Here is a 25,954-nt window from a genome sequence, read left to right on the forward strand (position 1 = left end):
CGCTATCGCAGGCAAGCCAGCTCCCACCTTGGATCCTCAGTACATTGAGTACCGGATGCATCCTGCAATGGCAGCTGAAACGCAATCCTCCAAACCCTGAAGATCGAGGTGGGAGCTGTCGAGCCCCGGCGAGGCTGCGATGCCGGCGGCATTGCTGGGGTTGATGTTGGCTGAACTACCGCTATCGCAGGCAAGCCAGCTCCCACCTTGGATCCTCAGTACATTGAGTACCGGATGCATCCTGCAATGGCAGCTGAAACGCAATCCTCCAAACCCTGAAGATCGAGGTGGGAGCTGTCGAGCCCCAGCGAGGCGGCGATGCCGGCGGCATTGCTGGGGTTGATGTTGGCTGACCCGCCGCTATCGCAGGCAAGCCAGCTCCCACCTTGGATCTTCAGCACATTGAGCACCGTATGCATCCTGCGGTGGCAGTGAAATGCAATCCTCCAACCCCTGAAGGTCGAGGTGGGAGCTGTCGAGCCCCGGCGAGGCGGCGATGGCGGCGGTATTGCTGGGGTTGATGTTGGCTGAGCTACCGCTATCGCAGGCAAGCCAGCTCCCACATTGGATCTTCAGCACATTGAGCATCGTATGCATCCTGCGGTGACAGCTGAAATGCAATCCTCCACCCCCTGAAGATCGAGGTGGGAGCTGTCGAGCCCCAGCGAGGCTGCGATGGCGGCGGCATTGCTGGGATTGATGCTGGCTGACCCACCGCTATCGCTGGCAAGCCATCTGTCACAGGGACTTGCGCCCACTCCTTGGCTGGTGGCCTGCCGATACTGACGCGGCGTAAAGCCAGTCAATGCCTTGAACTGGCGGGTGAATGCACTGTGGTCGGTGTAGCCGCATTGCAAGGCCACTTCGGTGATCGGCAACTCGGTGTGCAACAGGCGATGGGCATGTTCCAGGCGCACTTTCTGGATCATCTGCCGGGGTGTCAGGTGGAATACGCGCTTGCAGTAACGCTCCAGTTGCGCCACCGAGATGCCGGCGATGCGTGTCAGTTCGCCGAGGGTCACGCGCTGGTTGAAATGGGCGCGGATGTGTTCGTCCACCGCCGCCAGGCGCTGATAGGCCGGGTGGGTCTCGCTGGCGGATTGCAGGTCGACCGAAATCCCAGCCAAGCCGATGATCGCCCCCTCGCGGTTATACAACGGCCATTTGTGGGTCAGGCACCAACCGGGTTCGCGGCTGCCGTACAGGTGCAACTCCAGTTGGTCCTCCAGTACCAGGCCCTGTTCCAGTACGCGCCGATCCTGTTCGGTATAGCCCGGCCCCAACTGCGCGGGGAACACTTCGGCGCTGGTCTTGCCCAGTAACGGGCGCCGGTCTTTCAAGCCACAGCGCTGCACCAGGGTGTGGTTGGCCATGACATAGCGCGCCTGCACATCCTTTATAAACATCGTCGCATTGGGGATCACGTCGAGCATCGGTAACAGCATGGCCACGCCCGCCAGCAGCTGTTCGAGGCTGTGGGGGCGCTGCTCATCGCCCTGGCACAGGGCTGCAAACGCGTTGTGCATCATGCCGCTCACCGCCTCGTTTATCGCCTCGCCGGGCCAGCAGATTGCCCGATGGCCGGGGCCCTGTCGAGTGCCGTTGCCCACCTGGCAATTGTGCTGAATTCGTCATTGATAGCCGCGCAAAACATCAATCGCCAGCGCGCCGATGGGTTCACTGTAGCGCCACTGCATGCCTATCCAATAACCCACAAGAAGGCGCCGCTATGTCAGCCCAAGGCAAGTTCAAGAAACAGCTGTCTCTGATCGACCTCACCTTTATCGGCCTGGGAGCCATCTTCGGTTCCGGTTGGTTGTTTGCCGCCAGTCACGTGTCGTCCATTGCCGGCCCCGCGGGGATTTTTTCCTGGTTGCTCGGCGGTTTTGCCGTGCTGTTGCTGGGCATTGTGTATTGCGAATTGGGCGCCGCCCTGCCCCGTGCCGGGGGCGTGGTGCGCTACCCGGTGTATTCCCACGGCCCGCTGCTGGGCTACCTGATGGGCTTTATCACGCTGATCGCGTTTTCCAGCCTGGTGGCGATTGAAGTGGTTGCCGCAAGGCAATATGCCGCCGCCTGGTTTCCCGAGTTGACCAAGGCTGGCTCCAGCGACCCCACCCCCCTCGGCTGGCTGGTGCAGTTCGGCCTGCTCTGCCTGTTTTTCGTGCTCAATTACCGCAGCGTCAAGACCTTCGCCATCGCCAATAACCTGGTCAGCATTTTCAAGTTCATCGTGCCGCTGCTGGTGATTGGCGTGCTGTTCACCTTCTTCAAACCGGCCAACTTCCACTCCCAGGGGTTCGCGCCGTTCGGCCTGTCGGGGATTGAAATGGCGGTGTCCGCCGGCGGGGTGATTTTTGCCTATCTGGGGCTGACGCCGATCATCTCGGTGGCCAGCGAAGTGAAAAACCCACAACGCACCATTCCCATTGCCCTGATCCTTTCGGTGCTGCTGTCCACGGCAATTTATGTGCTGCTGCAAGTGGCCTTCCTCGGCGGCGTGCCCACCGAAATGCTCGCCAATGGCTGGGCCGGCATCAGCAAGGAACTGGCCCTGCCCTATCGCGATATCGCCCTGGCCCTGGGCGTGGGCTGGCTGGCCTACCTGGTGGTGGCCGACGCGGTGATCTCCCCCAGCGGCTGCGGCAATATCTATATGAACGCCACGCCACGGGTGATCTATGGCTGGGCGCAGACCGGCACCTTCTTCAAGATTTTCACGCGTATTGATGAGAAATCCGGCATCCCGCGCCCGGCGTTGTGGCTGACCTTTGGCTTGTCGGTGTTCTGGACCCTGCCGTTCCCGTCCTGGGAAGCGCTGATCAATGTGGTGTCCGCCGCCCTGGTGTTGAGCTACGCCGTGGCCCCGGTGTGCGTGGCTGCGTTACGACGCAATGCACCGGACATGCCGCGCCCGTTCCGGGTCAAGTGGATGAGTGTGCTGGGCCCGCTGTCGTTCATCATCGCCGCGCTGATCGTCTACTGGTCGGGCTGGAACACCGTGTCCTGGCTGCTGGGCCTGCAAATCGTGATGTTTGTGGTGTACCTGCTGTGCCGCCGCCTGGTGCCGACCCAGCACCTGAGCATCGCCCAGCAAGTGCGCTCCAGCGCGTGGCTGATCGGCTTCTACGCCGTGACCATGGTGCTGTCGAAACTCGGTAGTTTCGGCGGCCTGGGCGTGCTCAGTCATCCCTTCGACACCCTGGTCGTCGCCGCCTGCGCCATGGGCATCTACTACTGGGGTGCGGCCACCGGCGTGCCGGCGCACTTGGTAGAACTGGAACACGAAGACGACGAAAGCGAAGCCGTGCTGCCCACTACCGGCATGCACCCGGCGAACGCGTAATTGGCCAATCACCAAGGAATAGCTGGATGAAACGACTGCATGTGATTGACTCCCACACCGGCGGCGAACCGACGCGCCTGATCATCAATGGCTTCCCGCAGCTGGCCGGCCAGACCATCGCCGAGCAGCTCGAGAGCCTGCGCACCGAGCACGACCCATGGCGCCGCGCCTGCCTGCTGGAGCCCCGTGGCAACGATGTACTGGTCGGCGCGCTGTACTGCGAGCCGGTTTCGCCGGGGGCCACCTGCGGGGTGATTTTTTTCAACAACGCCGGCTACCTCGGCATGTGTGGCCACGGCACCATCGGCCTGATTGCCTCGTTGCACTACTTGGGCCGCATCGCGCCAGGGGTGCACAGCATCGACACGCCGGTGGGCCAAGTCAGCGCCACCCTGCATGAGGACGGCGCGGTCACCCTGCGCAACGTGCCCGCCTATCGCTATCGCCAGCAGGTGCCCGTGGATGTACCGGGGCATGGCCGGATCTACGGCGATATCGCCTGGGGCGGCAACTGGTTTTTCCTGGTGTCCGAGCACGGCCAGGATGTGCACATGGCCAATGTCGAGGTCCTTACCGACTTCACCTGGGCCATGCTCAAGGCCCTCGAAGCCCAAGGCATCCATGGCGCAGACGGCGCGTTGATCGACCATATCGAACTGTTCGCCGATGACGACCAGGCCGACAGCCGCAACTTCGTCATGTGCCCCGGCAAGGCCTACGACCGCTCGCCCTGCGGCACGGGTACCAGCGCCAAGCTGGCGTGCCTGGCCGCCGATGGAAAGCTTCAGGCCGGTGAGCCCTGGGTACAAGCCAGCATCACCGCCAGCCAATTCGAAGGCCGTTTTGAATGGGAGGGCGAACGCATCCGCCCCTTCATCACCGGCCGCGCCTATATGACCGCCGACAGCACCTTGCTGATCGACGAACAGGACCCCTTCGCCTGGGGCATTTGAGCACCCGGCAGCGTTACAACAGACCCTTCCAAGGAGATAGAACCATGAGCGATAACATTTTCACCGGCTGCATCCCTGCCCTGATGACCCCGTGCACCGCCGAGCGTCAGCCGGACTTCGACGCCCTGGTCGCCAAGGGCCGCGAACTGATCGACATCGGCATGAGCGCCGTGGTGTATTGCGGCTCCATGGGCGACTGGCCGTTGCTCACCGAAGCCCAGCGCCAGGAAGGCGTGGCGCGCCTGGTGGCTGCGGGCATCCCGACCATTGTCGGCACCGGGGCGGTCAACAGCCGTGAAGCAATATCCCATGCCGCCCACGCCGCCAAGGTCGGCGCCCACGGTTTGATGGTCATCCCACGGGTGCTGTCCCGTGGCGCTTCGGCCACTGCGCAAAAGGCCCACTTCGCGGCGATCCTCAGCGCCGCACCGAACCTGCCGTCGGTGATCTACAACAGCCCCTACTACGGCTTCGCCACCCGCGCCGACCTGTTCTTTGAACTGCGTCGCGAGTACCCGAACCTGATCGGCTTCAAGGAGTTCGGCGGCGGTGCCGACCTGCGCTATGCGGCCGAACACATCACTTCCAAAGACGATGACGTGACCCTGATGGTCGGTGTCGATACCCAGGTGGTGCACGGTTTCGTCAACTGCAACGCCACCGGCGCGATCACTGGCATCGGCAACGCCCTGCCACGGGAAGTCCTGCAACTGGTGGCCCTGAGTAAGAAGGCTGCCAAGGGCGATGCCAAGGCCCGGCGCCAGGCCCGGGAGCTGGAAGCGGCGCTGGCGGTGCTGTCGTCCTTCGATGAAGGCTGCGACCTGGTGCTCTATTACAAGCACCTGATGGTGCTCAATGGCGACCTGGAATACAGCCTGCACTTCAACGACAGCGATGTGCTCAGCGATGCCCAACGCCGGTATGCCGAGCACCAGTACGCGCTGTTCCGCCAGTGGTACGCCAACTGGTCGGCAGAACAGAACGTCGACTGACTGCTCGTACGCCGCTGCTACACAGCGGCGTCCCTTCTTTTTTCAGGAACAGGCCATGACTCTGACAGGCAATATGCTGATCGGTCAGCACTCCATTCCCGGCACCCGCACAGCCATCCGTGCGATCAACCCAGCCACCGATGCTGCGCTGGAGCCGGCCTATCCCGGCGGTTCCACCGAGCAGGTGGCCCAGGCTTGCGCGTTGGCGTGGTCAGCCTTCGACAGCTACCGCGAGACATCCCTGGCGGCGCGTGCTGAATTCCTCGAAACCATCGCCAGCGAAATCGAAGCCCTCGGCGATGAACTGATCGAGCGTGCCGTGGCCGAAACCGGCTTGCCCCACGCGCGGATTCAGGGCGAACGGGGCCGCACCTGCCAGCAACTGCGCACCTTCGCCCGCACCGTACGCGCTGGCGAATGGCTGGACGTGCGGGTCGATGGCGCCCAACCAGGCCGCCAGCCCCTGCCCCGTGCCGACCTGCGCCAACGCCAGGTGCCGCTGGGCCCGGTGGCCGTATTCGGCGCCAGTAACTTCCCGCTGGCGTTCTCGGTGGCCGGCGGTGATACCGCTTCAGCCCTCGCCGCCGGTTGCCCGGTGATCGTCAAGGCCCACGGCGCCCACCCCGGCACCAGCGAACTGGTGGCCCGCGCGCTGGCACGTGCCGTGAAGCAGTGTGGTCTGCCCGAGGGCGTGTTTTCCCTGCTGTACGGTTCCGGACGCGAAGTGGGGATTGCCCTGGTCAGCGACCCAAGGATCAAGGCAGTGGGATTCACCGGTTCGCAAAGTGGCGGTATTGCCTTGTGCCAGGCGGCCCAGGCACGGCCGGAGCCCATTCCGGTGTACGCGGAAATGAGCGCCATCAACCCGGTGTACCTGTTTACGGGCGCCCTCAAGGCGCGCGGCGAAGCGCTGGCACAAGGGTTTGTTGCCTCATTGACCCAGGGCGCCGGGCAGTTCTGCACCAACCCCGGCCTGGTGATTGCGGTTCAAGGTCCGGAACTGCAGCAGTTTGTCAGCCTCGCCAGCGACTTGCTGCAACGCAGCCCGGCGCAGACCATGCTCACACCGGGCATCTTCCAGGCCTATGAGGCGGGCGTCAGCGCACTGGCTGAGCATGCCCACTGCCTGGCCTGCGGGTTGCCGGCGCAAGGGCCGAACCAATGCCAGGCGCAGCTGTTTACTACCCACGCGCAAGACTTCCTTACCAACCCGCATTTGCAGGCCGAAGTCTTCGGCGCCGCCTCGCTCCTGGTGCAGTGCGCCGACAACGCGCAAATGCGCCAAGTGACTGAGCACCTCGAAGGCCAGTTGACCGCCACCCTGCACCTGGATGAGGGCGATGTTGAACAGGCACGGGCATTGCTGCCGGCACTTGAGCGCAAGGCTGGCCGGCTGCTGGTCAACGGCTGGCCGACCGGGGTCGAGGTGTGTGATGCCATGGTGCATGGCGGGCCCTTCCCCGCGACCTCGGACTCGCGCTCGACCTCGGTCGGCACCGCCGCGATCCTGCGCTTCCTGCGGCCGGTGTGCTACCAGGACTTCCCCGACAGCCTGCTGCCCGACGCACTGAAACAAGGCAATCCGCTGCGGCTGCGACGCTTGCTCGACGGCCAGAGAGAAGCCTGATCATGCTCGACAATCGTCAACCCGAGATCGACATCGCGGTGGTCGGCGCCGGCATCATCGGCGTCGCCTGCGCGCTGCAACTGGCGCACCAGGGCCGGCGCGTGGTGGTCATCGACCAGCAGGAACCGGGGATGGGCGCCTCGTTCGGCAATGCCGGGCATTTGGCCACCGAACAGGTGTTCCCCATCGCCGACCTGTCGATCCTGATGCGCCTGCCCGCGATGCTCATGGATCCCATGGGGCCGCTGCGCCTGGACTGGAAATACCTGCCCCGTGCGCTGCCCTGGTTTGCTCGCCTCTTGTTAAACCTGCGCCCGGCAGCTTACCAGCGCACGGTCGCCGGCATCCGTGCCCTCAACGAAAGCAGCCTGGGCGCCTGGCAGCGCTTGTTGGCGAACATCGACCGGCCACAGTTGATGCGCGAGGACGGCTCGCTGCTGGTGTTCGAGCGTGCCGAATCGCGGCAAGCAATTGAGGGTTTGCAAGCGCGCATGACCCAGCAGAATGTGCCGGTGGACTGCTGGTCGGCCGACGCCGTGCAGCAGGCCGCACCGCAATTAAGCGAGCGGATCCAGGGGGGCTTGTTCTTTCCCCGCACCGGGCATTTCCTCGATCCGTATCGCGTGGTGTGCGAACTGGTCGAGGCCGCCAAGGCCAGCGGCGTGACCTTTCTCAAGCGCCAGGTCCGGGACGGCCAGCTTCAGGCCCAGGGCGTTGCACTGATCACCGACCAGGGCCGCTTGGCCGTACGCCAGGTGGTGATCGCCTGCGGCGCCCACTCGGCCAGGCTCACCCAGGCGCTGACCGGCAAAAAGGTGCCCCTGGACACCGAGCGCGGTTATCACCTGATGCTGCCCCATGAACAAGATCGCCTGCCCTTCGCCGTCACCTCACTGGAACGCAAGTTCATCATGACGCCCATGAGCGATGGGCTACGGCTGGCCGGCACCGTGGAATTCGCCGGCCTCGACCGCCCGCCAAACATGCAGCGCGCCTGGCAGTTGCACAGGCTCAGCCGCGGCCTGTTGCGTGACGAACTGAGCGCTGAGGACGCCACGCCGTGGATGGGCTTTCGGCCGTCGTTGCCGGACTCGCTGCCGATCATCGACCGGGTGTGCGACGGCAGAGTGTTGCTTGCTTTCGGGCATCAACATTTGGGGTTGACGCAAGCGGCCGTCACTGCCGAGCTGATCGCGCAGTGGGTATCGCCGATTTATGTGCCTCAGCCCCAGGGATTGCCGGCATTGGCGGCCTATCGGCTGGATCGGTTCTGACGCAGACCTAGCAGGAGCAATCACTGGTAAATAATCGTAAACGTCGCCGAGGCATTCGCCGGGCCGGGGGTTACCTTGCTCGCCGTCTGCAGGTAGCGGGCGCGCAAGGGGATCGTATAACTCCCCTCGTTGGGGCGCAGGGTGAGGCCGCTGCTTTGGTTGGTTCCAAGGATGACCGAGTTGCCGTTGCGGTTCTGCACCTGCACGCCAACCCCTGTGGCGGCGGGCGCACTGCCCGTGGCGCCAGGGTCGAGGCTCAGTACACCGTTATTCGTGTTGATCGCCGTACGCGCGGGGTCGATGCGGTACTGCAGGGTGTTACGCACCAGAGAGCCACTGCCGATGTTCGTACCAGAAGGAAAATTTCCACTTTGCGATGACCAGGCCGGCCCCGTTGTCGTATAGATCCCGTTGAACGCCGGGCAGTCATTCAAAGCGATGGAAAAATCCGTCCAGCCCGTGCTGCTGTTGAGCCCGGTGAACTTGGAGGTCAGATGAGAGCCCATGGGCACCGAGACATCCGGTGTACGGCAGGTACTCGAGACAATCTGGATATTGCCGGAGATCCCCATACTGAAGCCGCGCATTCTCGCATCGCCGAAGTTGCCGTACAGACTGACGACCGGCAACGTATTGCCCACCAATACACCAGGCGTTACATCGCCCAGTTTGATCAAGATCAGCTCAAAGTTCGAAGGCCCGTCAAATGGGACCACACACCTGTAGCCAGATGTGCATGTGGTCCATGCCTTGCCAGATTGCCTTGGCAGCAGGCCGCCCGAGCTGTTGAAGGCAACCCCCAGCCCCGGAATGCTGGTTCTATAGACCTTGTTGGCGTAGGTCCCGCTGGACACATTGGCCATGGGATAACGGGAGTCGACTGTCATCTCAGTCCACTGCTGATACGGGGCATAGAGGCATTCAAGCTTGGGCGCCTGGCCCGCAGCCATGCTGAAGCGCTGACGATATACCTCGGTACCCACCGGCAGATCGCGCCCGATAGTGATCGCCGAAATCTGCAATGGCATGGAGCCCACGGCCGGCTGGATACCCTCCATGTAGGTGCAAGTGACCGCCATGGCCGTCCCCGCCGCCGCCCACAATGCCGCGACGGCCAGGCCCGCCTTGATCAAAGCGCCAATGTTCATAACTGTACCTTTTGAAGAGTGTTGGGCTGCACGCTGCCAGCGACTTGCTTACCGGCCGCACAAACCGCGTCTACCTGTTGCAATTGCTGCCCTTCGCCGGGGCCCGCCGGGATGACCAGTGCGCACTGTTGATGGGTCTTGCTTCCCCAGTTGATCAGTAACTGACGGGTTTGCGGCTTGATCCGTGCGTAGAGCTGGCCACCCTGCCCGACCACGCCGACCGAGGTGCCGTCGATATCTGTCACGCCAGCACCAAAGGGCAGGCTGCTGCCATCGTCGAGGCGTACGTTGAGCAATACTGCGCGGCCCTGGTTGGTGGTGTACTTGAGGTGCACCACCGCACCGGCGCGCGGGGCCACCTGTTGGCTGGTTTCGCTGAGTTCGACGTCCAGCGAGCTACCAATAGGGTCGATTGCCACTTCGTTCAACTCATATGGCCGCAGGTACGGAACCACGGCATTGCCGCGGCTGTCGAGCTTGAGGCCAGGGTAGCCGGACACCTTGGCCCCCTGCGCACCCGGGGCACTGACCACCGCCATGGTTTCACCGCGATAAGGAGTCATGGTCACCCCATCGGCATGCGCCACCACGCTGCCGCTCGCGCCCACCGAGGCGCTGGTGTAGCCATCACCGCGTCCCAGGGCAGCGCTGAGCATGGCGCGCGCGCCGGTGTATTGGCCATTGAGGGCCGCGCTCTTGCTGTTACTGGCACCGTCATGGCCGACCGTCGCGCCGTAGCCATATTGACGGTCCTCGCCAGCGGTGCCGCTGATGCCGGCCTGCTCGCTGTAGTTGCCTTGGGAGTCACGTCCTACCTGTGCGGTCATTTGCGGGCTGAAGCCTGGACCGTCAAATTCCAGAGGCATGCTCATGGTCAGCAAAAAGCTGTTTTCCATGTCCCCCAGGCCCATGCGGCTGCGGTTGGCGTTCACACTGAAGCTGATGCGATTGAACTGCTTGCTGTAGCTGAACTGGTACTGCAAATCACTGCCCGGCAGGTTCCAGTAGTTCTGCGCATAGCCGCTGATTGCCACTTGCCCCCACTCCCCCAGGCTCTGGTCGGCGGTGACCGAAAAGCGACTGCGCGGGCGCCCGAACATGCTGGTGTCCCACCCCGTTTTCTCGGCATCGAGCAGTTGCATGGCGTTACTGAAGTCCAGGTATTCGCTGGTAGAAAAACGATAAGCCGCAACGGTGAAGTTACTGCCCGTGCTGAGCACATTTTTGCTGTAGGACACCCGCATGCTCTGCCCTTTGGCGGCACCAGTGGCCAGGTCAGTCTGGGCGTGAGTCAAGTCGATGGCCATGGCACCGATCGGCGTGCCAAACGCCAGGCCGGTGAGCACGGCGGTGTAGTCATCGCTGGACTGCATCCCGGCAAATCCGGTGAACGTATTGTTCAGGCCATATTGCACAGTGCCTTGTAGCAGGCGCGATTGCTTGTCGACGTAGTTATTGCGGGTCTCGCCTGCGGTCAGGCTGAAGCGCGAGGTACCGGGGCGCAGCAACTGGCTGACCGAGGCATAGGGCACGATGAAGTTCTGCTCAGTGCCGTCGGCTTCCGCCACGCTGACACTGAGGTCGCCGCCATAGCCGGTTGAATACAGGTCATCAATCACAAATGCCCCGGGAGCCACGGTGGTTTCCAGCAGGATGTTGCCGGCCTGGCGAATGGTCACACGGGCGTTGGTGCGGGCAATCCCACGGATCACCGGGGCATAGCCGCGCATGGAGTCGGGCAGCATGCGGTCGTCACTGGCCAGTTGCACACCACGGTAGGACAGGGTGTCGAAGATCTCGCCGGAGGTGTTGGACTCACCCACCGTCAGTTGGCTTTTCAACGCGGTGATGTCGCGTTGCGCATAGGAGTCCAGGGCTTGGTAATTATTGCCCTGACGTGACTGCCAGCTCATCGACGCGTTGTGGCGCAGGCGCCAGTCACCCAGGTTGAGGCCGGTGTGCAGGCCCAGGAATGCCGAGTCAGAGTTGCCACTGCGGGTACGGTTACGGCTGCCATTGAAGCTGTAGCTGAGCATGCCTGCGGTCACGCCGCGATCCCACAGTTCCGGGCTGACGTATCCTCGGGCATTGCGCCGCAGCGCCGCCTGGGGAATGCTCAGGTCGAGGGCCTGGTTTTCCGGTGAAAAATTCGCGGTTGCACCCGGGATCAGACTGCCCACGGCGGCACAGCCCTGGCTGTCCAGCGCCAAAGTGCTTTCAGGCGCCAGCTTGCTCATCTCCACACCCTGACGCTCAAGCAAGCCACGCGTCATGCAGACCACCGGCTTACTGCCGTCGGCCTGGGCGTCGATGCGAATGTCCTGGCGGCTGTTCAACTGGCCGTTAAGCACTACGTCTGCACGGTATTGCCCGGGCATCACCGGGTTGCCGGTCTGGTAGGCGCCCAAGTCGAGATTGCGCGAGTCTTCAGGCAGGAACGCATCGTTGAACTGCACCTCTTGCGCCAGCGCACCCTGTATACCCCATGCACCAGGGGCGATGGCCAATACCCTGAGGATCAAGGCAGAGAGCGGATTCAAGGCGAAGCAAGGCCGCGCCCGCAGAGAAAGCCTGCAGCTGGAAGAGGTCGACATAAATGACTCGCGACTAAAAAACTTGAGGTTTAATCAGGGCTTGAGTGCTTTACGGGTCGGGATCAGTGCGCCGTAATCGTTGATAGCGCTGAACTCCACCTGAGCACCCGCAGCCGGTCGGACCTTGAGCGTTGGGAGCACAAATTGGCGGGTTTCACCCGGAGCGATCATGCCGTCTTCACTGCGCTCACGCTGGGCGCCAGCCACCAGTTCCAACTCGATCAGCGAAACATGGAACGCCGACGGATTGAAGGCCTGCAAGGCCAAGCCTTGCCCATCGCGTGCGGGCACCAATTGCCACTGCACCTGCTCGATCGCCTCGCTGGCAGTGCCTGGCAAGCCGGTCGGGCGATAAAACAATTTGATCCGCGAACGGAATGCCATTTGCAGCGTATTGATATCTGCACCCGCCTCGGGCTTGGGTGGAATTTCCAATACGTTGAGCCAGAACACCGACTCTTTGTCCTGGGCCATGGGAGCCCCGGTAAACAACACCCGCAGGCTTTGGCCCTTGGTCGGATCGATGCGCGCCACCGGCGGTGAAAGCAGGAACGGCGCCTTGGAGCTGGTCGGAGTCGACTCAACGCTGCCGGTGTCGATCCACGACTGGATCAGCGCTGGCTGCGTGCCGTTGTTGTTGAGTTTTACCGTGATTTCTTTCTGGTCCGCCGGGTAGAGCAGGCGGGTTCCGGTAATCACTACACCCCCGATAGCCTGGGAACACGTCAGTGTCACAAGGCTTGCCAGGAGCAATTGTCTGAGGGCAGATGTGCAAGGCATTACGTAATCCCGTTGCTGCCTGGAAGCACGCCCTTTTGTCACTGAACAGGGCGTGTGTCCATGAGCGGCGACTTACTGATAATTGATGGAGTAAGTCACGGAGCCAACTACGGTACCCGGAGTGGTCGGGGCTTGAGCGTAGTACTGGACAGCGTATGGCAGGATGGCGGCCTTGGAGGTTGCATCGATGGCAATACGGCTGGTGGAAGTGACCTGCGCAGTGTTGCCGGCCTTGATCGCGTTGCCATTGGTTGCGTCAACCAATTGCAGCTGAACCTGGGTGGCAGTACCGCTCACGTTCTTCAGGTTGCCGCTGGTTGCATCAACGCTGCCGCTCGACTCAAAGAATGCAGCAGCTGTTTTCAGCGCGGCAGAACAATCGCTCAGCTCGATATTGAAACCGGTCTGGCCTGCCACTTGGCCTTTTGCTCCCAGGGCAGCGGTAGAGACGGTTGGCAGCGTGACAGTCGACGGGCTCGCACCAGCCGCGCCGTTAACCGCAACCTTGCAGGTTTCGGCTTTCAGTTCGCCGTTGAAATCGATTTTGCCGTCTGAAGCCAGAGCAACGGTAGAGGCGGTGGCAGCGACCAGTACAGCGAGGGCGCGAGCTTTGTAATTCATGAGTAACTCCGAGAGAGCGATGTTCTACAGTAAGTTATAAAGCTTCCGTTTATCGGAGAGCTTCTGTGCTGTTGCGGGGCTGAGTTTAGGGAGCCCACATCGAACTCAATATAGGAGCGCTCTGAAAAACAATTGAGCACGGAAAATTCCCAACAATTAAAACCACTATAAAACTTACTGTCGCACTGCACTATTTAATGGAAAAACATTAGTAACCCGTCTATAGGAGCACTCCTAAAAACAGGCGCTGCAATGTTTATCAATGCAGAAGCAGCGAACAACCGGTGGCCGCCATCGAGTTTTATCGAGGCGGTGAGGCAGATGTTGCGGCAGGGCATGCAATTCGCGGCGATTGCCTCATTCCCAGATCAGCCTGTCCTGCTGTGAAGCCCCTACTCTACCTAGGCTCCGCAGGGAAGCCCGGCCCTGTGCTCAAGCAGGCTACGGGCATGGCCCGCAACCGCTTCTGCTGGCCAGTTCACTTCGTCCTGCAACAGCACTTCGATACGCTGCGCGGTGGCCGCGAAGTCCTCCCAGCCGACGTCCAACGCGGCAGTGCGCAGTCTGTGTAGCGCCTCCAGCGCCATGCCGCGATCGCGCAGGGCAAGTAGTTCTATGAGGCGGTTAAGTTCCTGGCGCACAGCCTCCGGCGACCCTGGAGTTTCCAGGTACTCTGCAACTTGCGGCGCCGGGGTTACTTCGCACCAGAGTTCAATCATCTGCTGCAACATGGCCTGTTGGACCGGTTTGCTCAGTACACCATCCATACCGGCATCGAAACAACGTTGCAGGTATTCATTCCCGCTAAATTGCGAGATCGCGATGATCGGGCAATATGAGCGTTCCTGTTGGAGCTGCGACTCACGAAACGCGCTGACCATGCCCTCGGCGTCGCCCTCTGGCGAGTCACAGTCGATCAGCACCATATCGACCCGGTGCGCACTGAACAACGCCACCGCCTGGTCGGCATCAGCCGCCAGCAGCGCCGCGCAACCAAGGCTGTCGAGTTGTGCCTGCAACACTTGCCGACTGGGTAGCGAGTCGTCCACCACCAACACCTGCAAACCGTTAGCCGATTCCGCGCTCGGCGCAGGCTCAGGTGCCGGCAGTTGCGGGGAAACAGCCCGCTCAACTGGCAACCACACCTCGACCTGGGTACCGACCCCCTGCAAGCTGCTGAGCACCAACCTGCCGCGCATCAAGCTGACCAGGCGCCGGCAGATCACCAGGCCCAGGCCGGTACCGCCAGTGCGCCGATAGGATTGCTTGGCCTGGGCATACGGCCGGAACAGCGAGGCTTGCGCCTGCTTGGACAAGCCTATGCCCGTATCGATGACCCGGATCACCAGCTGTCGCACCTCGACCGCAGGCTTTTCCAGCTGTTGCAACTGCACCTCTACCCGGCCCACATCGGTGAACTTGACGGCGTTGCAGATCAGGTTGCGCAGCACCTGCGCCAGACGCAGTTCGTCCAGCAACAATGGGGCGCCGGGACGCTCGCCGGTGACGAGCAGCTCAATGCCCTTTTCCTGTGCTTGCGCTCGATGCTCATCGACTATCCGCAAGACCAGCGCCCATAGGTCCACCGGTTCAAGATTGAGGGCCAGTTGCCCGGCTTCCATCTTGGAGATATCCAGCACATCATCCACCAGCCGCAGCAAGGTATTGGCGCCGCTATTGGCCAAGCTGGTGAAATGTCGCTGCTGCTCATCGAGCGGGGTGTGCTCCAGCAGTTCCACGGCGGCCAACACTGCGTTCATCGGCGAACGCACTTCATGGCTGATGACCGCCAGGAACATCGCCTTCTCCCGTTCGCTGTTCATGGCCTGGCGCCGTTGCAGGCGACTTTGCACGACCAGCCCGACGAGCACTGCCACCACGGCCAGCAGCAACCACAGCTCACCTTGGTAGTGCTCGGCAATGGCCTTGACGGTGGGAATATCCAGGTCCATATCCACAAACCAGGCGTCATAGATCGCCTTGCGCTCTTCGCCGCTGATGGACGCCAGCACCTTGTCCAAAATAGACAGCAGGAGCACATCGCTGTCACGTACTGCCATGCTCACGCCGGTATGCAGCGACGGCAGCACCCCAGAAATCTGCAGTACCCCATGATATTGGCGGGACAGGTAGGGAATCAGCAGCCATTCCGAAGCAATCGCCGCGTCCGTGCGGCCGTCCTTGACCATCGCCATCATGTCCAGCGCATTCAGGGCTGAAACAATGGTTATCCCCGGGGCCTTACGCTTCAAAAAAGCGACGTAATCCTCCTCACGCCCCAGCACCACCACCCGCTTGCCGGCGAGTTGCTCCAAGTCGGCAAACGGTTGATCGCCAAAACGGCTGACCATAACGGTCGAGCTGGTGTTGTAGGGCGTGGTGTAACGCAGCCCGAGATCCTTTGCCGGGTCATCATCCCGGCGCCGGGTGGACAAGATATCGACTTCGCCGCTGATCAGCATGTCCTTGCGGGCGCTGCGCGTAGTGGTGGTGACGGGTTCGAAATACAGGCCCGTGCGCGATGCAATCAACCCCAGGTATTTGGCTGACAACCCTCTGAGTTGGCCATTGCTGATGTATTCAAAAGGCTGCAAGTTATCGAATACGCCAACACGCAGCACCGGATGGGCGGCAATCCAATCACGCTCCTGCTGGGTCAAGTCCAGCGGCGTCGGGCCTGCCTGCACCCCGACGCCCAGGTTTCCCAACACGAACGCTATCAGCAGCAGGCGTAGCAATTTGGCGTTCATCGCTGGGTCACCCGCGAGGCACGCGCGGGCGGCAGCACTTCCAGGGGAGCATCCCCGCCCAAGGCCCGCCAATGCTCAACCAACGCCCGCAGGGCCTGGGCGTAGGCCGGGCAATCCCAGCCCTCCTGCGCGCGCAGCAGGCGCTCCAGATGCTCGGCACTCTGCCCCAGGGCCAGCCACTCCATAATCAGCGCAGCACCGTGCAGACGATGGGCAACGTGGACGGCGCTGGGGCGGTCACAGAGCGCTATGGCCTTGATCAGGCTCCCCAGGTCACTGGCCATCTCCCGATTGATCGCCGCCTGATCCAGTTGAGGGGCCATCAGGCTCGCACGAGGTGCAGCCAGGGTGACGTCGCACCAGCGCTCGATCACTTCGCGCAGTTGCCCAAGGCGTATCGGCTTGCTCAATGCGGCGTCCATCCCAGCATCCATGCAACGTTTGAGGTGCTGTTCACCGGTCAGGGCAGAAATGGCAATGATTGGGCAGCGTGGACGCCCCAAGCCGCGCTCGAACTCACGCAGTTCGCGAACCAGGCTGTAACCGTCCTGGTCCGGCAGGTCACAGTCCATCAGAATCAATTGGTAGGCCTGCTGCACGAACAAGCTGTGGGCCTGGGCGGCATCGGCGGCGATCACCGCCTCGCAGCCAAAGCCGCCGATCTGCGCCCGCAGCACTTCCTGGTTGGCCAGGGTGTCTTCCACGACCAGGATTTGCAGGCCGTCCGTCTCGGCCTCTGGCGCGGACTGCTGAACCTGCGGTGGTTCAGCAGTCTGGGGGGCAACCGTTACCGGCACGCAGAGGATGAAGGTCGTGCCAACCCCCGGCTCACTGCTGAGTGTCAACGACCCCTGCATCAAGTTCGCCAGTTGCTGGCAGATCACCAGGCCCAGCCCGGTACCACCGGAGCGCTTGTAGGATTGACTGGCCTGGGCATATGGCCGGAACAACGACGCCTGTACCGCTTCACTGATACCGATCCCGGTGTCGCGCACCTTGACTTGCAACTGTTGACCACCGGCCGGTAGGGCCAACAGGTACAGCTTGATGTCGACACCGCCGACATCGGTGAACTTGATGGCATTGGAAAGCAGGTTATGAAGAATCTGCGTCAGGCGGGAGCTGTCGAGTAACAGCAAGGGCAGCGCGGTGTGGATGCTCACATTCAGGCTCAGGTGCTTTTCCCGGGCGCGCAGGCGGTGCAAGCCAACTACACCCTGCACCAGCGCCGTCACATCGGTCGGTTCAATGCTCAGGCGCAACGCCCGCGCACCCGAGCCTGGCGTGTCCAGCACGTTATCCAGCAAACGCACCAACGCATTGGCGCCGCCATTGGCAAGGTGCACAAAGTGGCGCTGCTGTTCATTGAGCCGGGTGTGCCCCAATAACTCCATGGCCGCCAGCACGGCATTCATAGGCGAACGGATTTCATGGCCCATGACCGCCAGAAACATGGTTTTTTCCTGCTCGTTGCGCACAGCCTGACGCCACCGGAGATGGCCGCGATAGACCAGCACACACAGGCTGGCCAGCAGCAACGCCCCCATGATCAGTACATGCCAGTAGTGGCTGGAGACGGCAACCAGGGTTGGAACATCCAGACCCAGGTCGTGATACCAGTGCTCGTACATCTCATTGCGTTGCTCGGCAGTGATCGAGCCCAGGACTTTTTCGAGGATCGAATGCAGCAGCGCTTGGTCCGAGCGAACCGCCATGCTGACATCCAGCATCTGGCTGCCGACCACACCTGAAGCCTCCAGGATGCCCTGGAACTGGCGGTACAGATAAGGCATCAGGAAGATTTCCGTGGCAACGACCGCGTCAGCACTGCCGTCCCGGACGCGGGTCAGCATCTCCAGGGCCGATTTGCTTTTGATCAGCGTGACCTCGATCCCTGATGCTCCGACGATCTCTTCGTAATGATCCACGTCGGGAACCATCACGGTTTTGCCATGCAGTTGGTCGAGGTCGAAAATATCCGGGTCTTCGAAGCGCGTCACGATGATCGGCGAGGTGGTCTGGTAGGTCAGCAAGGCAAGGCCCTTGGTGGCCGGCTCAGTCCTGAAACGCAAGTAAGAGGACAGCAGATCCACCTGGCCATCGAGGAGCATTTGCTCGCGTATCTCAATGGTCTTTCCCGGGACATAGGTGAATTCAAGGCCGGTGGCATCGGTCACCAATTGCAGGTAATGCGCTGAGCGTCCCTGCAGGGTGCCATCACGCATGTACTCAAAAGGTATCAGGTCTTCGACCACGCCCACCCGCAACACCGGATGCTGCTGTATCCAGCGCTGCTCCTGCTCGCTCAGTTGAACCGGGCCAGCAGCGAAGACGGTCCCTCCAAGCGACCACAACAGCACGCCCCCCAGCCACCACCGCCTCATGGCGAGCCAATGATTTTGTTGAGCTTGAACAGTTCGTTGTTCGACGTAACCCCCAGCTTGCGAAACGCCGTGGTTTTCTGGGTGCTGATGGTCTTGATGCTGCGATTGAACTTCTCGGCAATTTCAGTGATGGTCATGCCCGCCAGATAACAACGAATGACCTCCTGCTCGCGACTGGTCAACTCCGCCAGGATCAGGGCGTCGGGCACTTCGCCAGGGCCTTTGCGGGTATCACTGGTGACGGTTTCGGCCAGGCGATAGGTCATGTCAGGACTCAGGTACACCGCCCCCGACGCCACTTTGCGAATGGCCTTGACCAACTGGTCCATGTCCTCACCCTTGCCGACAAACCCGCGGGCTCCGACACGCATGGCCAGGCCCACGGTCGCCGGGTCGTGATGGGTGGACAACACAAGGATGTGGCTAGCAGGAAACTTGACTCGCAAGGCACGGATCAATGACACGCCGTCCAACTCCTCGGGACTCAGGGAGAAATCCAGTAGCAGCAAGTCTGCAGGCGCTGTGGCGAGACCGGCAATCAGGTCGCGGCTGCGCTCATAAATGCCTACTACTTCAAAGTTCGCCTCGGCCGCCAGGGTATTGGCCAGACCATGTCGAACAACCGCGTGATCATCCAACAAAGCAATACGTATAGATTTCATTATGATCGAGCCCACTCAACCCAGCGCAAACCGCGCTGCCGAAAACAGGGATACCCAACGATAGAACAGTATATGCAATAACCGGCAAATGACACGGCGCCAGCCCGCCAGGTTCAGATACCTTCAATGAGGTGCTTGATCTTGAATAGCTCGTTGTTCGATATCACACCCAACTTGCGAAATGCCGAAGCCTTTTGGGTGCTGATGGTCTTGATGCTACGGCTGAATTTCTCAGCAATTTCGGTGATGGTCATGCCCGTCAGATAACAGCGAATCACTTCCTGCTCACGGGCAGAGAGACTGACAAAGCGCAACGCATCCTCGCGATTGCGCGCCTCGCCGTCATAGTTGACCGCAGTGGCTTCGGCAACCCTGTAGGCCATGTCCGGGCTCAGGTAAACCGCCCCCGACGCCACCAGCCGGACGGCGTCGACCAACTGGCCCATGTCTTCACCCTTGCCGAGAAATCCCCGGGCACCGGCACGCAAGGCCAGGATCACGGTAGCGGCGTCATGGTGCGTAGAGAACACCAGGATGCGGCATTGTGGAAACTTCACCCGTAACGCTCGAATCAGTAACACGCCGTCCAACTCGCTGGGCCCCAGGACATAGTCCAGCAACAGCACCTGCGCCGGGTCCTTGGCCAACCCTGCCAACAGTTCACGCGTCCGAGCGTAGACACCGACCACTTCAAAATCAGGTTCCTGCAGCAATCGATTGACCAGGCCATGTCGCACGATTGCATGATCATCCAGCAAAGCAATTTGTAAGCGTTTCATAGATCACAGGACACTCTGTATAACGAGCAAAAAGATGAAAAATAACGCTATTTCATCATTGGTAAGTTGCCGCCAGGGAAGACGGACCTACAACATCAATTCCATCCGTGCAACTGAGCCATCGCACATTAAAAACAAACAGGCGAACTTTCGATCAGGCAATACAACACCCACCGGCAAACTTTAAGTTGCCAGGCAAGTAGTCGACTTTTTGAGATTCAAGACATCCAGCAGTGGTTATCGAATGGGCAGAGCAGTTAACTCCAGCGGCATACAATATAAAAAAATCGATGATGGAAATTTAAGGCCATGACGAAACAATTGAAATAAGAGCACTCCTAAAAACCGCCTCCTCCCAGAGCCAGACGGACAGAAATATTTTTACGGGTGTTTCCCCCGCTCAATCAGGAAGCTCAAGAAGGCCTCGATTTCCATCGGCCGCGCCAGCGCATAACCCTGCCCGACGCGGCAGCCCAGGCGATGCAGTAAAGGGATCGTGGACTCATCCTCAATGCCCTCGGCCACCAGGTTCAGATTCAGCAGGCCGGCCCAACTGACGATGCCCGCAATCACCTTGCGTGATGAGGAATGCTGCTCTACAGCACGCACGAATGAGCCGTCGATTTTCATCTCATCGAACGATAGGTTCGCCAACAGGTTCAGCGTAGCCGCGCCGGTACCAAAATCATCCAGGGACACCTGGAAACCCTTGGCGCGGATCGCCGTCAGTGATGCCGAAAGATGAAGCTCATCCGGTTCGTGTACGTCCTCGGTAAGCTCGATTTTCAGCAAACGGTTCGGTAAGCCGGCCTGCTGCATCCGTGTGGCAAGGCGTTCGGCAAAATGTGGGGTGCAAATGGTTTTTGCCGATGCATTCACCGCGATGGGGATCAGGATGTTTTCACGCTTGAGCGCCAGCATCGCCCTGATGCTCCACATTTCCACCAGGCTGAACAGCAACAGGTCCAGGCCCAGTCGGTTAACCAACGGCATCAGCACCGACGGCGGGATTTCACCAAAGCGCGGGTGCTTCCAGCGCACCAGCGCCTCAGCCCCCACTACACGCCGGCTCAACAGCTCGAATTGTGGCTGGAACACAAAACGCAATCCCTCCCCCGTGGTCAGCGCGTTGATCACTTCATCTTCGGCCAAGGCGTCGAATGTGGTCATGCACAACTGCGGGTCCGGTTTCGCCCGGGTCAGCACCACGGCTCGCAAGGCATCGCCCAGTTCCAGGGTTGCGCCTTCACGCAGAATTTCCACCAGGATCCCTGCAGCCCGGGCCAATCGTGCATGAGACTCCAACGCACTGATGGCCACCCCCCCCATGTACTTGATCCAGAACTGCTGGGTGCCAGTATGCGGGGCAGTCACGCTGCCCCCTTTCACATCGCGCAGTTGGGCATTCAAGGTGGCTTTGCCGGTCCAGAAGATACTCGGCAACTGCGCCACGGCACCGGCTTCGTGCAGCCCCTTGAGCAGGCTTGGCAGCATCAGCCCATCATCACATCCCGGGAGAATTTCGCAGACGATGACGTCCACCGGCTGTTCCAGCAGCCATGCCTCCACGTCCTTCAACGATTGAGCATTGGTCAGCGCTGTAACGCCCATACTGCTCAGCGCGCCGGCTAACCGATCGGCACAGGTGACGTCAGCTGCCAACGTGATAACGCGTAGGGCGTTGAACTCCTCAGACACGGCGGCATTTACGATCATGACAAAAATTTCCCGATACTTTTCCAGAAAAAAAGCTTAGCAGTACCAAAAAAGATGCAAATAGGACTGGGACTAAAAGTACCCTTGTTCGCGGGGAGACCCACAACGAAGCGCTGATCGGTAGGGATCAGAGCTGGCCAATGCGCGCGCTGATAGGCGCGCTAGTGAAAAATAACGTCGAGCGATGAATTATTTAGTGTCCTCATGTATCTGACCCAATAGACCATGCCATTAAAACAATGGCATCGACACCGATCAGCAACAGAGTGACCTGTATGAAATCGCGCAAGAAAAGTGTCGGCCCTATCGGGTTGAAAGACATCACCATTGTCGACGACGCCAAGATGCGCAAGGCGATCACCGCCGCGGCGCTGGGCAATGCCATGGAGTGGTTCGACTTCGGCGTGTATGGCTTTGTCGCCTTCGTACTGGGCAAGGTGTTCTTTCCCGGCGCCGACCCTGGCGTACAGATGATCGCAGCGTTGGCAACCTTTTCCGTGCCGTTCCTGATCCGCCCCCTGGGGGGCCTGTTCTTCGGTGCGTTGGGGGATAAATACGGGCGGCAAAAAGTCCTCGCGGCCACCATCGTGATCATGTCCCTCAGTACCTTTGCCATCGGCCTGATCCCGTCCTATGCCTCGATAGGCATCTGGGCGCCGATCCTGTTGCTGTTGGCCAAAATGGCCCAGGGTTTCTCGGTGGGCGGGGAATATACCGGTGCCTCGATCTTCGTCGCCGAATACGCACCCGACCGCAAGCGCGGCTTTCTCGGCAGCTGGCTGGACTTCGGCTCCATTGCCGGCTTTGTACTCGGCGCCGGCGTGGTAGTCGGGATCTCGTCGGTACTGGGTGAAGAACAGTTCCTGGAATGGGGCTGGCGCCTGCCGTTTTTCCTCGCCCTACCCTTGGGCATGATCGGCCTGTACCTGCGCCACGCCCTGGAGGAAACCCCGGCCTTCCAGCAGCATGTCGAGAAGCTCGAACAAGGTGACCGCGAAGGCCTGGCACGCGGCCCGCGCGTGTCGTTCAAGGAAATCGCCACCCAACACTGGCGCAGCCTGATGACCTGTGTCGGCGTGGTGGCGGTGACCAACGTCACCTACTACATGCTGCTCACCTACATGCCCAGCTACCTGACACACAACCTGCACTACAGCGAAAACCATGGCGTGCTGATCATCATCGCGATCATGGTGGGCATGCTGTTCGTGCAGCCCTTGATCGGCTTTATCAGCGACAAGGTCGGACGCCGGCCCTTTATCATCGCTGGCAGCATCGGCCTGCTGGCCCTGGCGATTCCGGCCTTTATGCTGATCAACAGCGGCAAGCTGGGGCTGATCTTTGCAGGCTTGCTGATACTGGCAGTGGTGCTGAACTTCTTTATCGGCGTGATGGCGTCCACCCTGCCGGCGATGTTCCCCACCCATATCCGCTATAGCGCCCTGGCCAGTGCATTCAACATCTCGGTGCTGATCGCCGGCCTGACCCCCACTGCCGTGGCCTGGCTGGTGGAAAGCACCAACGACCTGTATATGCCCGCCTACTACCTGATGGTCATTGCCGTGGTGGGCCTGGTCACCGGCCTGACCATGAAGGAAACCGCCAACAAACCCCTGCGCGGCGCGGCGCCGGCGGCGTCGGATATTGAAGAAGCTCGGGAGCTGTTGCAGGAACACCACGACAATATCGAACAGAAAATCGAAGACCTCGACGAGCAGATCGCCGAGCTGGAGGCCAAGCGCAAGAACCTGGCACAACAGCATCCGCGGATTGACTGACTGATCCCACGGGGGATCTCATAGGGACAGAGAACTGTGGTCCCACCACAAATCCAATGTGGGAGCTGGCTTGCCTGCGATGGCGGCGGGTCAGTCACCCACTATAGTGACTGGTACACCGTCATCGCGGGCAAGCCCGCTCCCACAGGGGACCTCATTGGGGCAGAGAATTGCGGTCCCACCACAAATCCAATGTGGGAGCTGGCTTGCCTGAACTGGACGGCCCCTATGACAAAAACCCGGCGTGTGGGGCCATTTTCTTGAGCAGACGGTGCGTTACTCCCCTGCGGCGCAGGGCCCGCCGCGGCGTCCTTTCAGCGGCCATTGTTACGGCACAGCCCCATGACTTTATATTCGATGGTGTTGAGCTTGCCGCTCGAATCTTCGTAGGTCATCCGCGACGGTACGATGTCACAGGAGCGGATCGGCGGGGTCACGCTGACCACCTTGGCGATGTCCAGTTTCATCCCGTAGCGATAATCCTGGACCACTGGCCGGTCCTTGCCATGCTTTAACGCGTAAGCCTCCATGGCTTTCTGGTTATCGCTCATCAACGCCTCAAATGCACGATCACTGCCTCCCGTGGCGAGCACGACCGTAGACAATGACAACGCCAATGCAGCAATACTCAGTTTCAACAGGTTCATCGGGTTTACCTCTCAAGTCACTCATTCCAGACTTGAGATTAACGAACCGACCCTGTCAGCAAGGTAGCTTGATGATTACCTTTCTGTTATCCGCAACCAAACAGTGCCTGCAACGGCAACAAGCATCACCGACTAAGCGCCGACGCGGCCAGTTGTGCTGCCCCGAGGGTGACTCCAGGCTCATCACCGTCTTCGAGCATCCAGGTCAACGACAACCCTGCCCAGGCGAGCACCCATTGCAGGAGCCTGCGCCGTTCGATACCTGACACGCTGGCGACAACCTCGATCCGCCGCGCGAAGCAATCGGGGGCCAGGGCGTTTTCATCGGGGTTGCAGAAGAGGTTCGCATAATCAAAACCCCGCTCGCCGTAAAGGCCCTTGGGGTCGATTGCCAGCCAGCCGGACGCGGCAAAATCCAGCACGTTGCCATGATGGATATCGCCATGCAGGACCACGACATCCTGAGGCGCCGCCAGTAGTTCGCGTGCGGTGCTTGCGCACTGTGCCAGGATGCCGCAGTGCCTCGCCGCCCCGGACTCTAGTGCCTCGAACCGCTGCGCCAGGGGAACCAGGGCGGGAATTGGCTTGGCCCGTGGTGCATGCAAACGCGCGACTACGCTACACAGGATGCGAGTGGCCTCCTCATCCCGCCCACCATTGACCATCTGTACAAGCGAGGCCGGTCCCAGCGCACGCGCCATCAGCAAAGCCTCGGTATCCTGTGCCAGCACCGGCGCTGCGCCTTCGCCGTCCCACCAGGCCATCAGCAAGCTGCCGGCTTGCTCCTCGGCCACTTGGGAGATTTTGAGCATGGCCGGTATGCCGCGCTGGCGAACGGGCAGTAGATTGCCATTGCGCGAGGCGAATGCATCGCCATCGACGGTCAGGTCCCAGCGCCTCAGGTAAGGCTCAAACAGCGCCATCACTGGGCCCGGAACCTCAGAAAGCTCATGGCAAACAGCCAACCGCTGAGCATGGACAGGTAGATAGAGGTGTACGAAGCAACGGTGTAGTCCAATAAGAAGTTGAGCGCGGTCAACGCAATGGCGGCGCACAGGAATTGCGTGGGGGGAAACCGGCTCAGAAAGCGTTCCATTGCGGCATTCAAGGTGCGCAGGTACTTCATTGGTTTATCCCTGGATAATGGTGACGGTATCCGCACACTTACACCCGCCGATCCTGAAAAACACCAGAATAATGCTGCACAGAGCTGATGAGAATCAACCGCAGAAATGGCATAGTCGCCCGTACAGCAAATGGAGTTGGCCCCCAATGAAGCAATACATCCTCTACCCCCTCTTGGCGCTGCTCGCAGGATGCAGCAGCGGGCCGTATCTGCATCCGCAATCGGCAGTGGGCACCCATGCGTTACTCGAACGTACCTGCCCCGGCCCGAAAGCCGCAATGAGCTACGCCCCGCTCTCGGAAGAACTCGATTGGGTGCACGTATTGGTCTATGTAGCACCGCCCGGAACATCCAGCTGGCCAGGCAACCTGCGTTCAACCGACACCGAACTGCGCCTGTTTGGCCGGCTCTACATCCCCCCACGTCGGCGCAACCTGGACACCCCGGATCAGCGCCGGGCGGCTTACAAACAAACTGACCCGCCGCTGTGGGTCAGCGCCGATTCGCCGTTGGTCACTGTTACGCTGGCGACAGGCGAGACCTATCAAGTCAGTATCGAACAACTGAAAACCGGCTTTGACCCCAAGAAGCAATCCAGCAGCAGCCGCAAGGGCACGGCCCTGGGCAAGGGCGATATGGATGATTTCACCCTCACCTTCCCGGCTATATTTGTGAACGGTGAAAAAGTGCCGATGGCGCCGATTCACTTCAAGAAACGGGAAGAGCGCTATGCACCGGTATTTAACTGTTGAGTGAAAAAATTCAGGACCTGCGTCC

The 25,954-nt window shown here is 60.8% G+C and carries 21 protein-coding genes and 1 pseudogene; 8 read left to right on the forward strand and 14 right to left on the reverse strand.

The genetic code is table 11. From position 1 onward, the window contains the following. Nucleotides 1–215 precede the first annotated feature (215 nt). Both JFT44_RS18465 and JFT44_RS18470 read right to left on the reverse strand, forming a co-directional pair. The gene (locus tag JFT44_RS18465; protein WP_198818267.1) at nucleotides 216–410 is read right to left on the reverse strand and encodes a hypothetical protein; all 195 of its coding nucleotides are present in this window, start codon (nucleotides 408–410) and stop codon (nucleotides 216–218) included. Nucleotides 411–764: 354 nt separating this feature from the next. Continuing rightward, nucleotides 765–1,529, reverse strand: a pseudogene (locus JFT44_RS18470) (helix-turn-helix domain-containing protein); the annotation flags it as partial. Between the two features lie 200 nt (nucleotides 1,530–1,729). Between JFT44_RS18470 and JFT44_RS18475 the strand changes: the two are divergent. Genes JFT44_RS18475 through JFT44_RS18495 form a run of 5 tightly spaced genes read left to right on the forward strand, consistent with a single transcriptional unit; the run spans nucleotide 1,730 to nucleotide 8,192 of the window. Continuing rightward, nucleotides 1,730–3,346 carry an APC family permease gene (locus JFT44_RS18475; protein WP_120733440.1) on the forward strand — a complete coding sequence of 539 codons (1,617 nt, stop codon included), beginning with the start codon at nucleotides 1,730–1,732 and terminating at the stop codon, nucleotides 3,344–3,346. Nucleotides 3,347–3,372: 26 nt separating this feature from the next. Then, a complete protein-coding gene (locus tag JFT44_RS18480) occupies nucleotides 3,373–4,299 on the forward strand; it encodes a 4-hydroxyproline epimerase (protein WP_057959897.1) in 927 nt (308 codons plus the stop codon). Between the two features lie 44 nt (nucleotides 4,300–4,343). After that, entirely contained in the window at nucleotides 4,344–5,291 is a 948-nt protein-coding gene (locus tag JFT44_RS18485; protein WP_057441006.1) for a dihydrodipicolinate synthase family protein, read from the forward strand. A 55-nt stretch (nucleotides 5,292–5,346) separates the two neighbouring features. Beyond that, nucleotides 5,347–6,918 carry an aldehyde dehydrogenase (NADP(+)) gene (locus JFT44_RS18490; RefSeq protein WP_198799362.1) on the forward strand — a complete coding sequence of 524 codons (1,572 nt, stop codon included), beginning with the start codon at nucleotides 5,347–5,349 and terminating at the stop codon, nucleotides 6,916–6,918. A 2-nt stretch (nucleotides 6,919–6,920) separates the two neighbouring features. Beyond that, nucleotides 6,921–8,192, forward strand: a complete 1,272-nt coding sequence (locus tag JFT44_RS18495) for an FAD-binding oxidoreductase (RefSeq protein WP_128593577.1) — start codon at nucleotides 6,921–6,923, stop codon at nucleotides 8,190–8,192. Nucleotides 8,193–8,212: 20 nt separating this feature from the next. Here JFT44_RS18495 and JFT44_RS18500 read toward each other — a convergent pair whose 3' ends face one another. From JFT44_RS18500 to JFT44_RS18515, 4 genes are all read right to left on the reverse strand, one after another. Further along, nucleotides 8,213–9,340 carry a fimbrial protein gene (locus JFT44_RS18500; protein WP_057959900.1) on the reverse strand — a complete coding sequence of 376 codons (1,128 nt, stop codon included), beginning with the start codon at nucleotides 9,338–9,340 and terminating at the stop codon, nucleotides 8,213–8,215. After that, nucleotides 9,337–11,796, reverse strand: coding sequence for a fimbria/pilus outer membrane usher protein (locus JFT44_RS18505; protein ID WP_307830295.1), 2,460 nt, complete (start codon nucleotides 11,794–11,796; stop codon nucleotides 9,337–9,339). The genes JFT44_RS18500 and JFT44_RS18505 overlap by 4 nt, the downstream gene beginning before the upstream one ends. 171 nt (nucleotides 11,797–11,967) lie before the next feature. After that, on the reverse strand, nucleotides 11,968–12,633 hold the full coding sequence (locus JFT44_RS18510; protein WP_307830297.1) for a fimbria/pilus periplasmic chaperone: 666 nt from the start codon (nucleotides 12,631–12,633) through the stop codon (nucleotides 11,968–11,970). A 153-nt stretch (nucleotides 12,634–12,786) separates the two neighbouring features. Then, nucleotides 12,787–13,335 (reverse strand): fimbrial protein, encoded by a 549-nt coding sequence (locus tag JFT44_RS18515; protein ID WP_057959903.1) that lies wholly within the window; start codon nucleotides 13,333–13,335, stop codon nucleotides 12,787–12,789. A 252-nt stretch (nucleotides 13,336–13,587) separates the two neighbouring features. Here JFT44_RS18515 and JFT44_RS28915 point away from each other — a divergent pair, with 252 nt between their 5' ends. Continuing rightward, nucleotides 13,588–13,722 (forward strand): hypothetical protein, encoded by a 135-nt coding sequence (locus JFT44_RS28915; protein ID WP_258571518.1) that lies wholly within the window; start codon nucleotides 13,588–13,590, stop codon nucleotides 13,720–13,722. A gap of 14 nt (nucleotides 13,723–13,736) precedes the next feature. Here JFT44_RS28915 and JFT44_RS18520 read toward each other — a convergent pair whose 3' ends face one another. The 5 genes from JFT44_RS18520 to JFT44_RS18540 form a co-directional block, all read right to left on the reverse strand. Further along, a complete protein-coding gene (locus tag JFT44_RS18520; protein WP_198831011.1) occupies nucleotides 13,737–16,085 on the reverse strand; it encodes an ATP-binding protein in 2,349 nt (782 codons plus the stop codon). Further along, the gene (locus JFT44_RS18525; protein WP_081044264.1) at nucleotides 16,082–18,469 is read right to left on the reverse strand and encodes an ATP-binding protein; all 2,388 of its coding nucleotides are present in this window, start codon (nucleotides 18,467–18,469) and stop codon (nucleotides 16,082–16,084) included. The genes JFT44_RS18520 and JFT44_RS18525 overlap by 4 nt, the downstream gene beginning before the upstream one ends. After that, nucleotides 18,466–19,131: a response regulator transcription factor gene (locus JFT44_RS18530; protein ID WP_057959906.1), complete on the reverse strand. Its 666-nt coding sequence runs from the start codon at nucleotides 19,129–19,131 to the stop codon at nucleotides 18,466–18,468. The genes JFT44_RS18525 and JFT44_RS18530 overlap by 4 nt, the downstream gene beginning before the upstream one ends. A gap of 113 nt (nucleotides 19,132–19,244) precedes the next feature. Beyond that, nucleotides 19,245–19,910, reverse strand: coding sequence for a response regulator transcription factor (locus tag JFT44_RS18535; protein ID WP_057959907.1), 666 nt, complete (start codon nucleotides 19,908–19,910; stop codon nucleotides 19,245–19,247). Nucleotides 19,911–20,291: 381 nt separating this feature from the next. Continuing rightward, the gene (locus JFT44_RS18540) at nucleotides 20,292–21,626 is read right to left on the reverse strand and encodes an EAL domain-containing protein (protein ID WP_198831012.1); all 1,335 of its coding nucleotides are present in this window, start codon (nucleotides 21,624–21,626) and stop codon (nucleotides 20,292–20,294) included. Nucleotides 21,627–21,901: 275 nt separating this feature from the next. Here JFT44_RS18540 and proP point away from each other — a divergent pair, with 275 nt between their 5' ends. Then, nucleotides 21,902–23,404, forward strand: a complete 1,503-nt coding sequence (gene proP / locus JFT44_RS18545; RefSeq protein WP_057959909.1) for a glycine betaine/L-proline transporter ProP — start codon at nucleotides 21,902–21,904, stop codon at nucleotides 23,402–23,404. Nucleotides 23,405–23,718: 314 nt separating this feature from the next. Here proP and JFT44_RS18550 read toward each other — a convergent pair whose 3' ends face one another. The 3 genes from JFT44_RS18550 to JFT44_RS18560 all read right to left on the reverse strand — a co-directional run bounded on the left by JFT44_RS18550 (nucleotide 23,719) and on the right by JFT44_RS18560 (nucleotide 25,177). After that, nucleotides 23,719–24,051, reverse strand: coding sequence for a DUF2790 domain-containing protein (locus JFT44_RS18550; RefSeq protein WP_057959910.1), 333 nt, complete (start codon nucleotides 24,049–24,051; stop codon nucleotides 23,719–23,721). A 125-nt stretch (nucleotides 24,052–24,176) separates the two neighbouring features. Next, nucleotides 24,177–24,974: an aminoglycoside phosphotransferase family protein gene (locus tag JFT44_RS18555; protein ID WP_198831013.1), complete on the reverse strand. Its 798-nt coding sequence runs from the start codon at nucleotides 24,972–24,974 to the stop codon at nucleotides 24,177–24,179. Continuing rightward, a complete protein-coding gene (locus JFT44_RS18560) occupies nucleotides 24,974–25,177 on the reverse strand; it encodes a hypothetical protein (RefSeq protein WP_198831014.1) in 204 nt (67 codons plus the stop codon). Before JFT44_RS18560 ends, JFT44_RS18555 begins: the two co-directional genes overlap by 1 nt. A gap of 146 nt (nucleotides 25,178–25,323) precedes the next feature. Between JFT44_RS18560 and JFT44_RS18565 the strand changes: the two genes are divergently transcribed. Beyond that, nucleotides 25,324–25,929 (forward strand): hypothetical protein, encoded by a 606-nt coding sequence (locus JFT44_RS18565; RefSeq protein ID WP_198831015.1) that lies wholly within the window; start codon nucleotides 25,324–25,326, stop codon nucleotides 25,927–25,929. The last annotated feature ends 25 nt before the right edge of the window (nucleotides 25,930–25,954 follow it).

Source organism: Pseudomonas sp. MF5691, assembly GCF_016405645.1.
In the GTDB taxonomy this organism is placed as follows: Bacteria; Pseudomonadota; Gammaproteobacteria; order Pseudomonadales; family Pseudomonadaceae; genus Aquipseudomonas; species Aquipseudomonas shahriarae.

Bases quoted from the DNA above. Each gene is read 5' to 3' on its own strand.
- proP (WP_057959909.1), top strand. From the start codon at position 21,902: ATGAAATCGCGCAAGAAAAGTGTCGGCCCTATCGGGTTGAAAGACATC.
- JFT44_RS18540 (WP_198831012.1), bottom strand. From the start codon at position 21,626: ATGATCGTAAATGCCGCCGTGTCTGAGGAGTTCAACGCCCTACGCGTT.
- JFT44_RS18550 (WP_057959910.1), bottom strand. From the start codon at position 24,051: ATGAACCTGTTGAAACTGAGTATTGCTGCATTGGCGTTGTCATTGTCT.
- JFT44_RS18525 (WP_081044264.1), bottom strand. From the start codon at position 18,469: ATGAGGCGGTGGTGGCTGGGGGGCGTGCTGTTGTGGTCGCTTGGAGGG.
- JFT44_RS18535 (WP_057959907.1), bottom strand. From the start codon at position 19,910: ATGAAACGCTTACAAATTGCTTTGCTGGATGATCATGCAATCGTGCGA.
- JFT44_RS18480 (WP_057959897.1), top strand. From the start codon at position 3,373: ATGAAACGACTGCATGTGATTGACTCCCACACCGGCGGCGAACCGACG.
- JFT44_RS18500 (WP_057959900.1), bottom strand. From the start codon at position 9,340: ATGAACATTGGCGCTTTGATCAAGGCGGGCCTGGCCGTCGCGGCATTG.
- JFT44_RS18490 (WP_198799362.1), top strand. From the start codon at position 5,347: ATGACTCTGACAGGCAATATGCTGATCGGTCAGCACTCCATTCCCGGC.
- JFT44_RS18520 (WP_198831011.1), bottom strand. From the start codon at position 16,085: ATGAACGCCAAATTGCTACGCCTGCTGCTGATAGCGTTCGTGTTGGGA.
- JFT44_RS18495 (WP_128593577.1), top strand. From the start codon at position 6,921: ATGCTCGACAATCGTCAACCCGAGATCGACATCGCGGTGGTCGGCGCC.
- JFT44_RS18530 (WP_057959906.1), bottom strand. From the start codon at position 19,131: ATGAAATCTATACGTATTGCTTTGTTGGATGATCACGCGGTTGTTCGA.
- JFT44_RS18485 (WP_057441006.1), top strand. From the start codon at position 4,344: ATGAGCGATAACATTTTCACCGGCTGCATCCCTGCCCTGATGACCCCG.
- JFT44_RS28915 (WP_258571518.1), top strand. From the start codon at position 13,588: ATGTTTATCAATGCAGAAGCAGCGAACAACCGGTGGCCGCCATCGAGT.
- JFT44_RS18565 (WP_198831015.1), top strand. From the start codon at position 25,324: ATGAAGCAATACATCCTCTACCCCCTCTTGGCGCTGCTCGCAGGATGC.
- JFT44_RS18555 (WP_198831013.1), bottom strand. From the start codon at position 24,974: ATGGCGCTGTTTGAGCCTTACCTGAGGCGCTGGGACCTGACCGTCGAT.
- JFT44_RS18560 (WP_198831014.1), bottom strand. From the start codon at position 25,177: ATGAAGTACCTGCGCACCTTGAATGCCGCAATGGAACGCTTTCTGAGC.
- JFT44_RS18475 (WP_120733440.1), top strand. From the start codon at position 1,730: ATGTCAGCCCAAGGCAAGTTCAAGAAACAGCTGTCTCTGATCGACCTC.
- JFT44_RS18515 (WP_057959903.1), bottom strand. From the start codon at position 13,335: ATGAATTACAAAGCTCGCGCCCTCGCTGTACTGGTCGCTGCCACCGCC.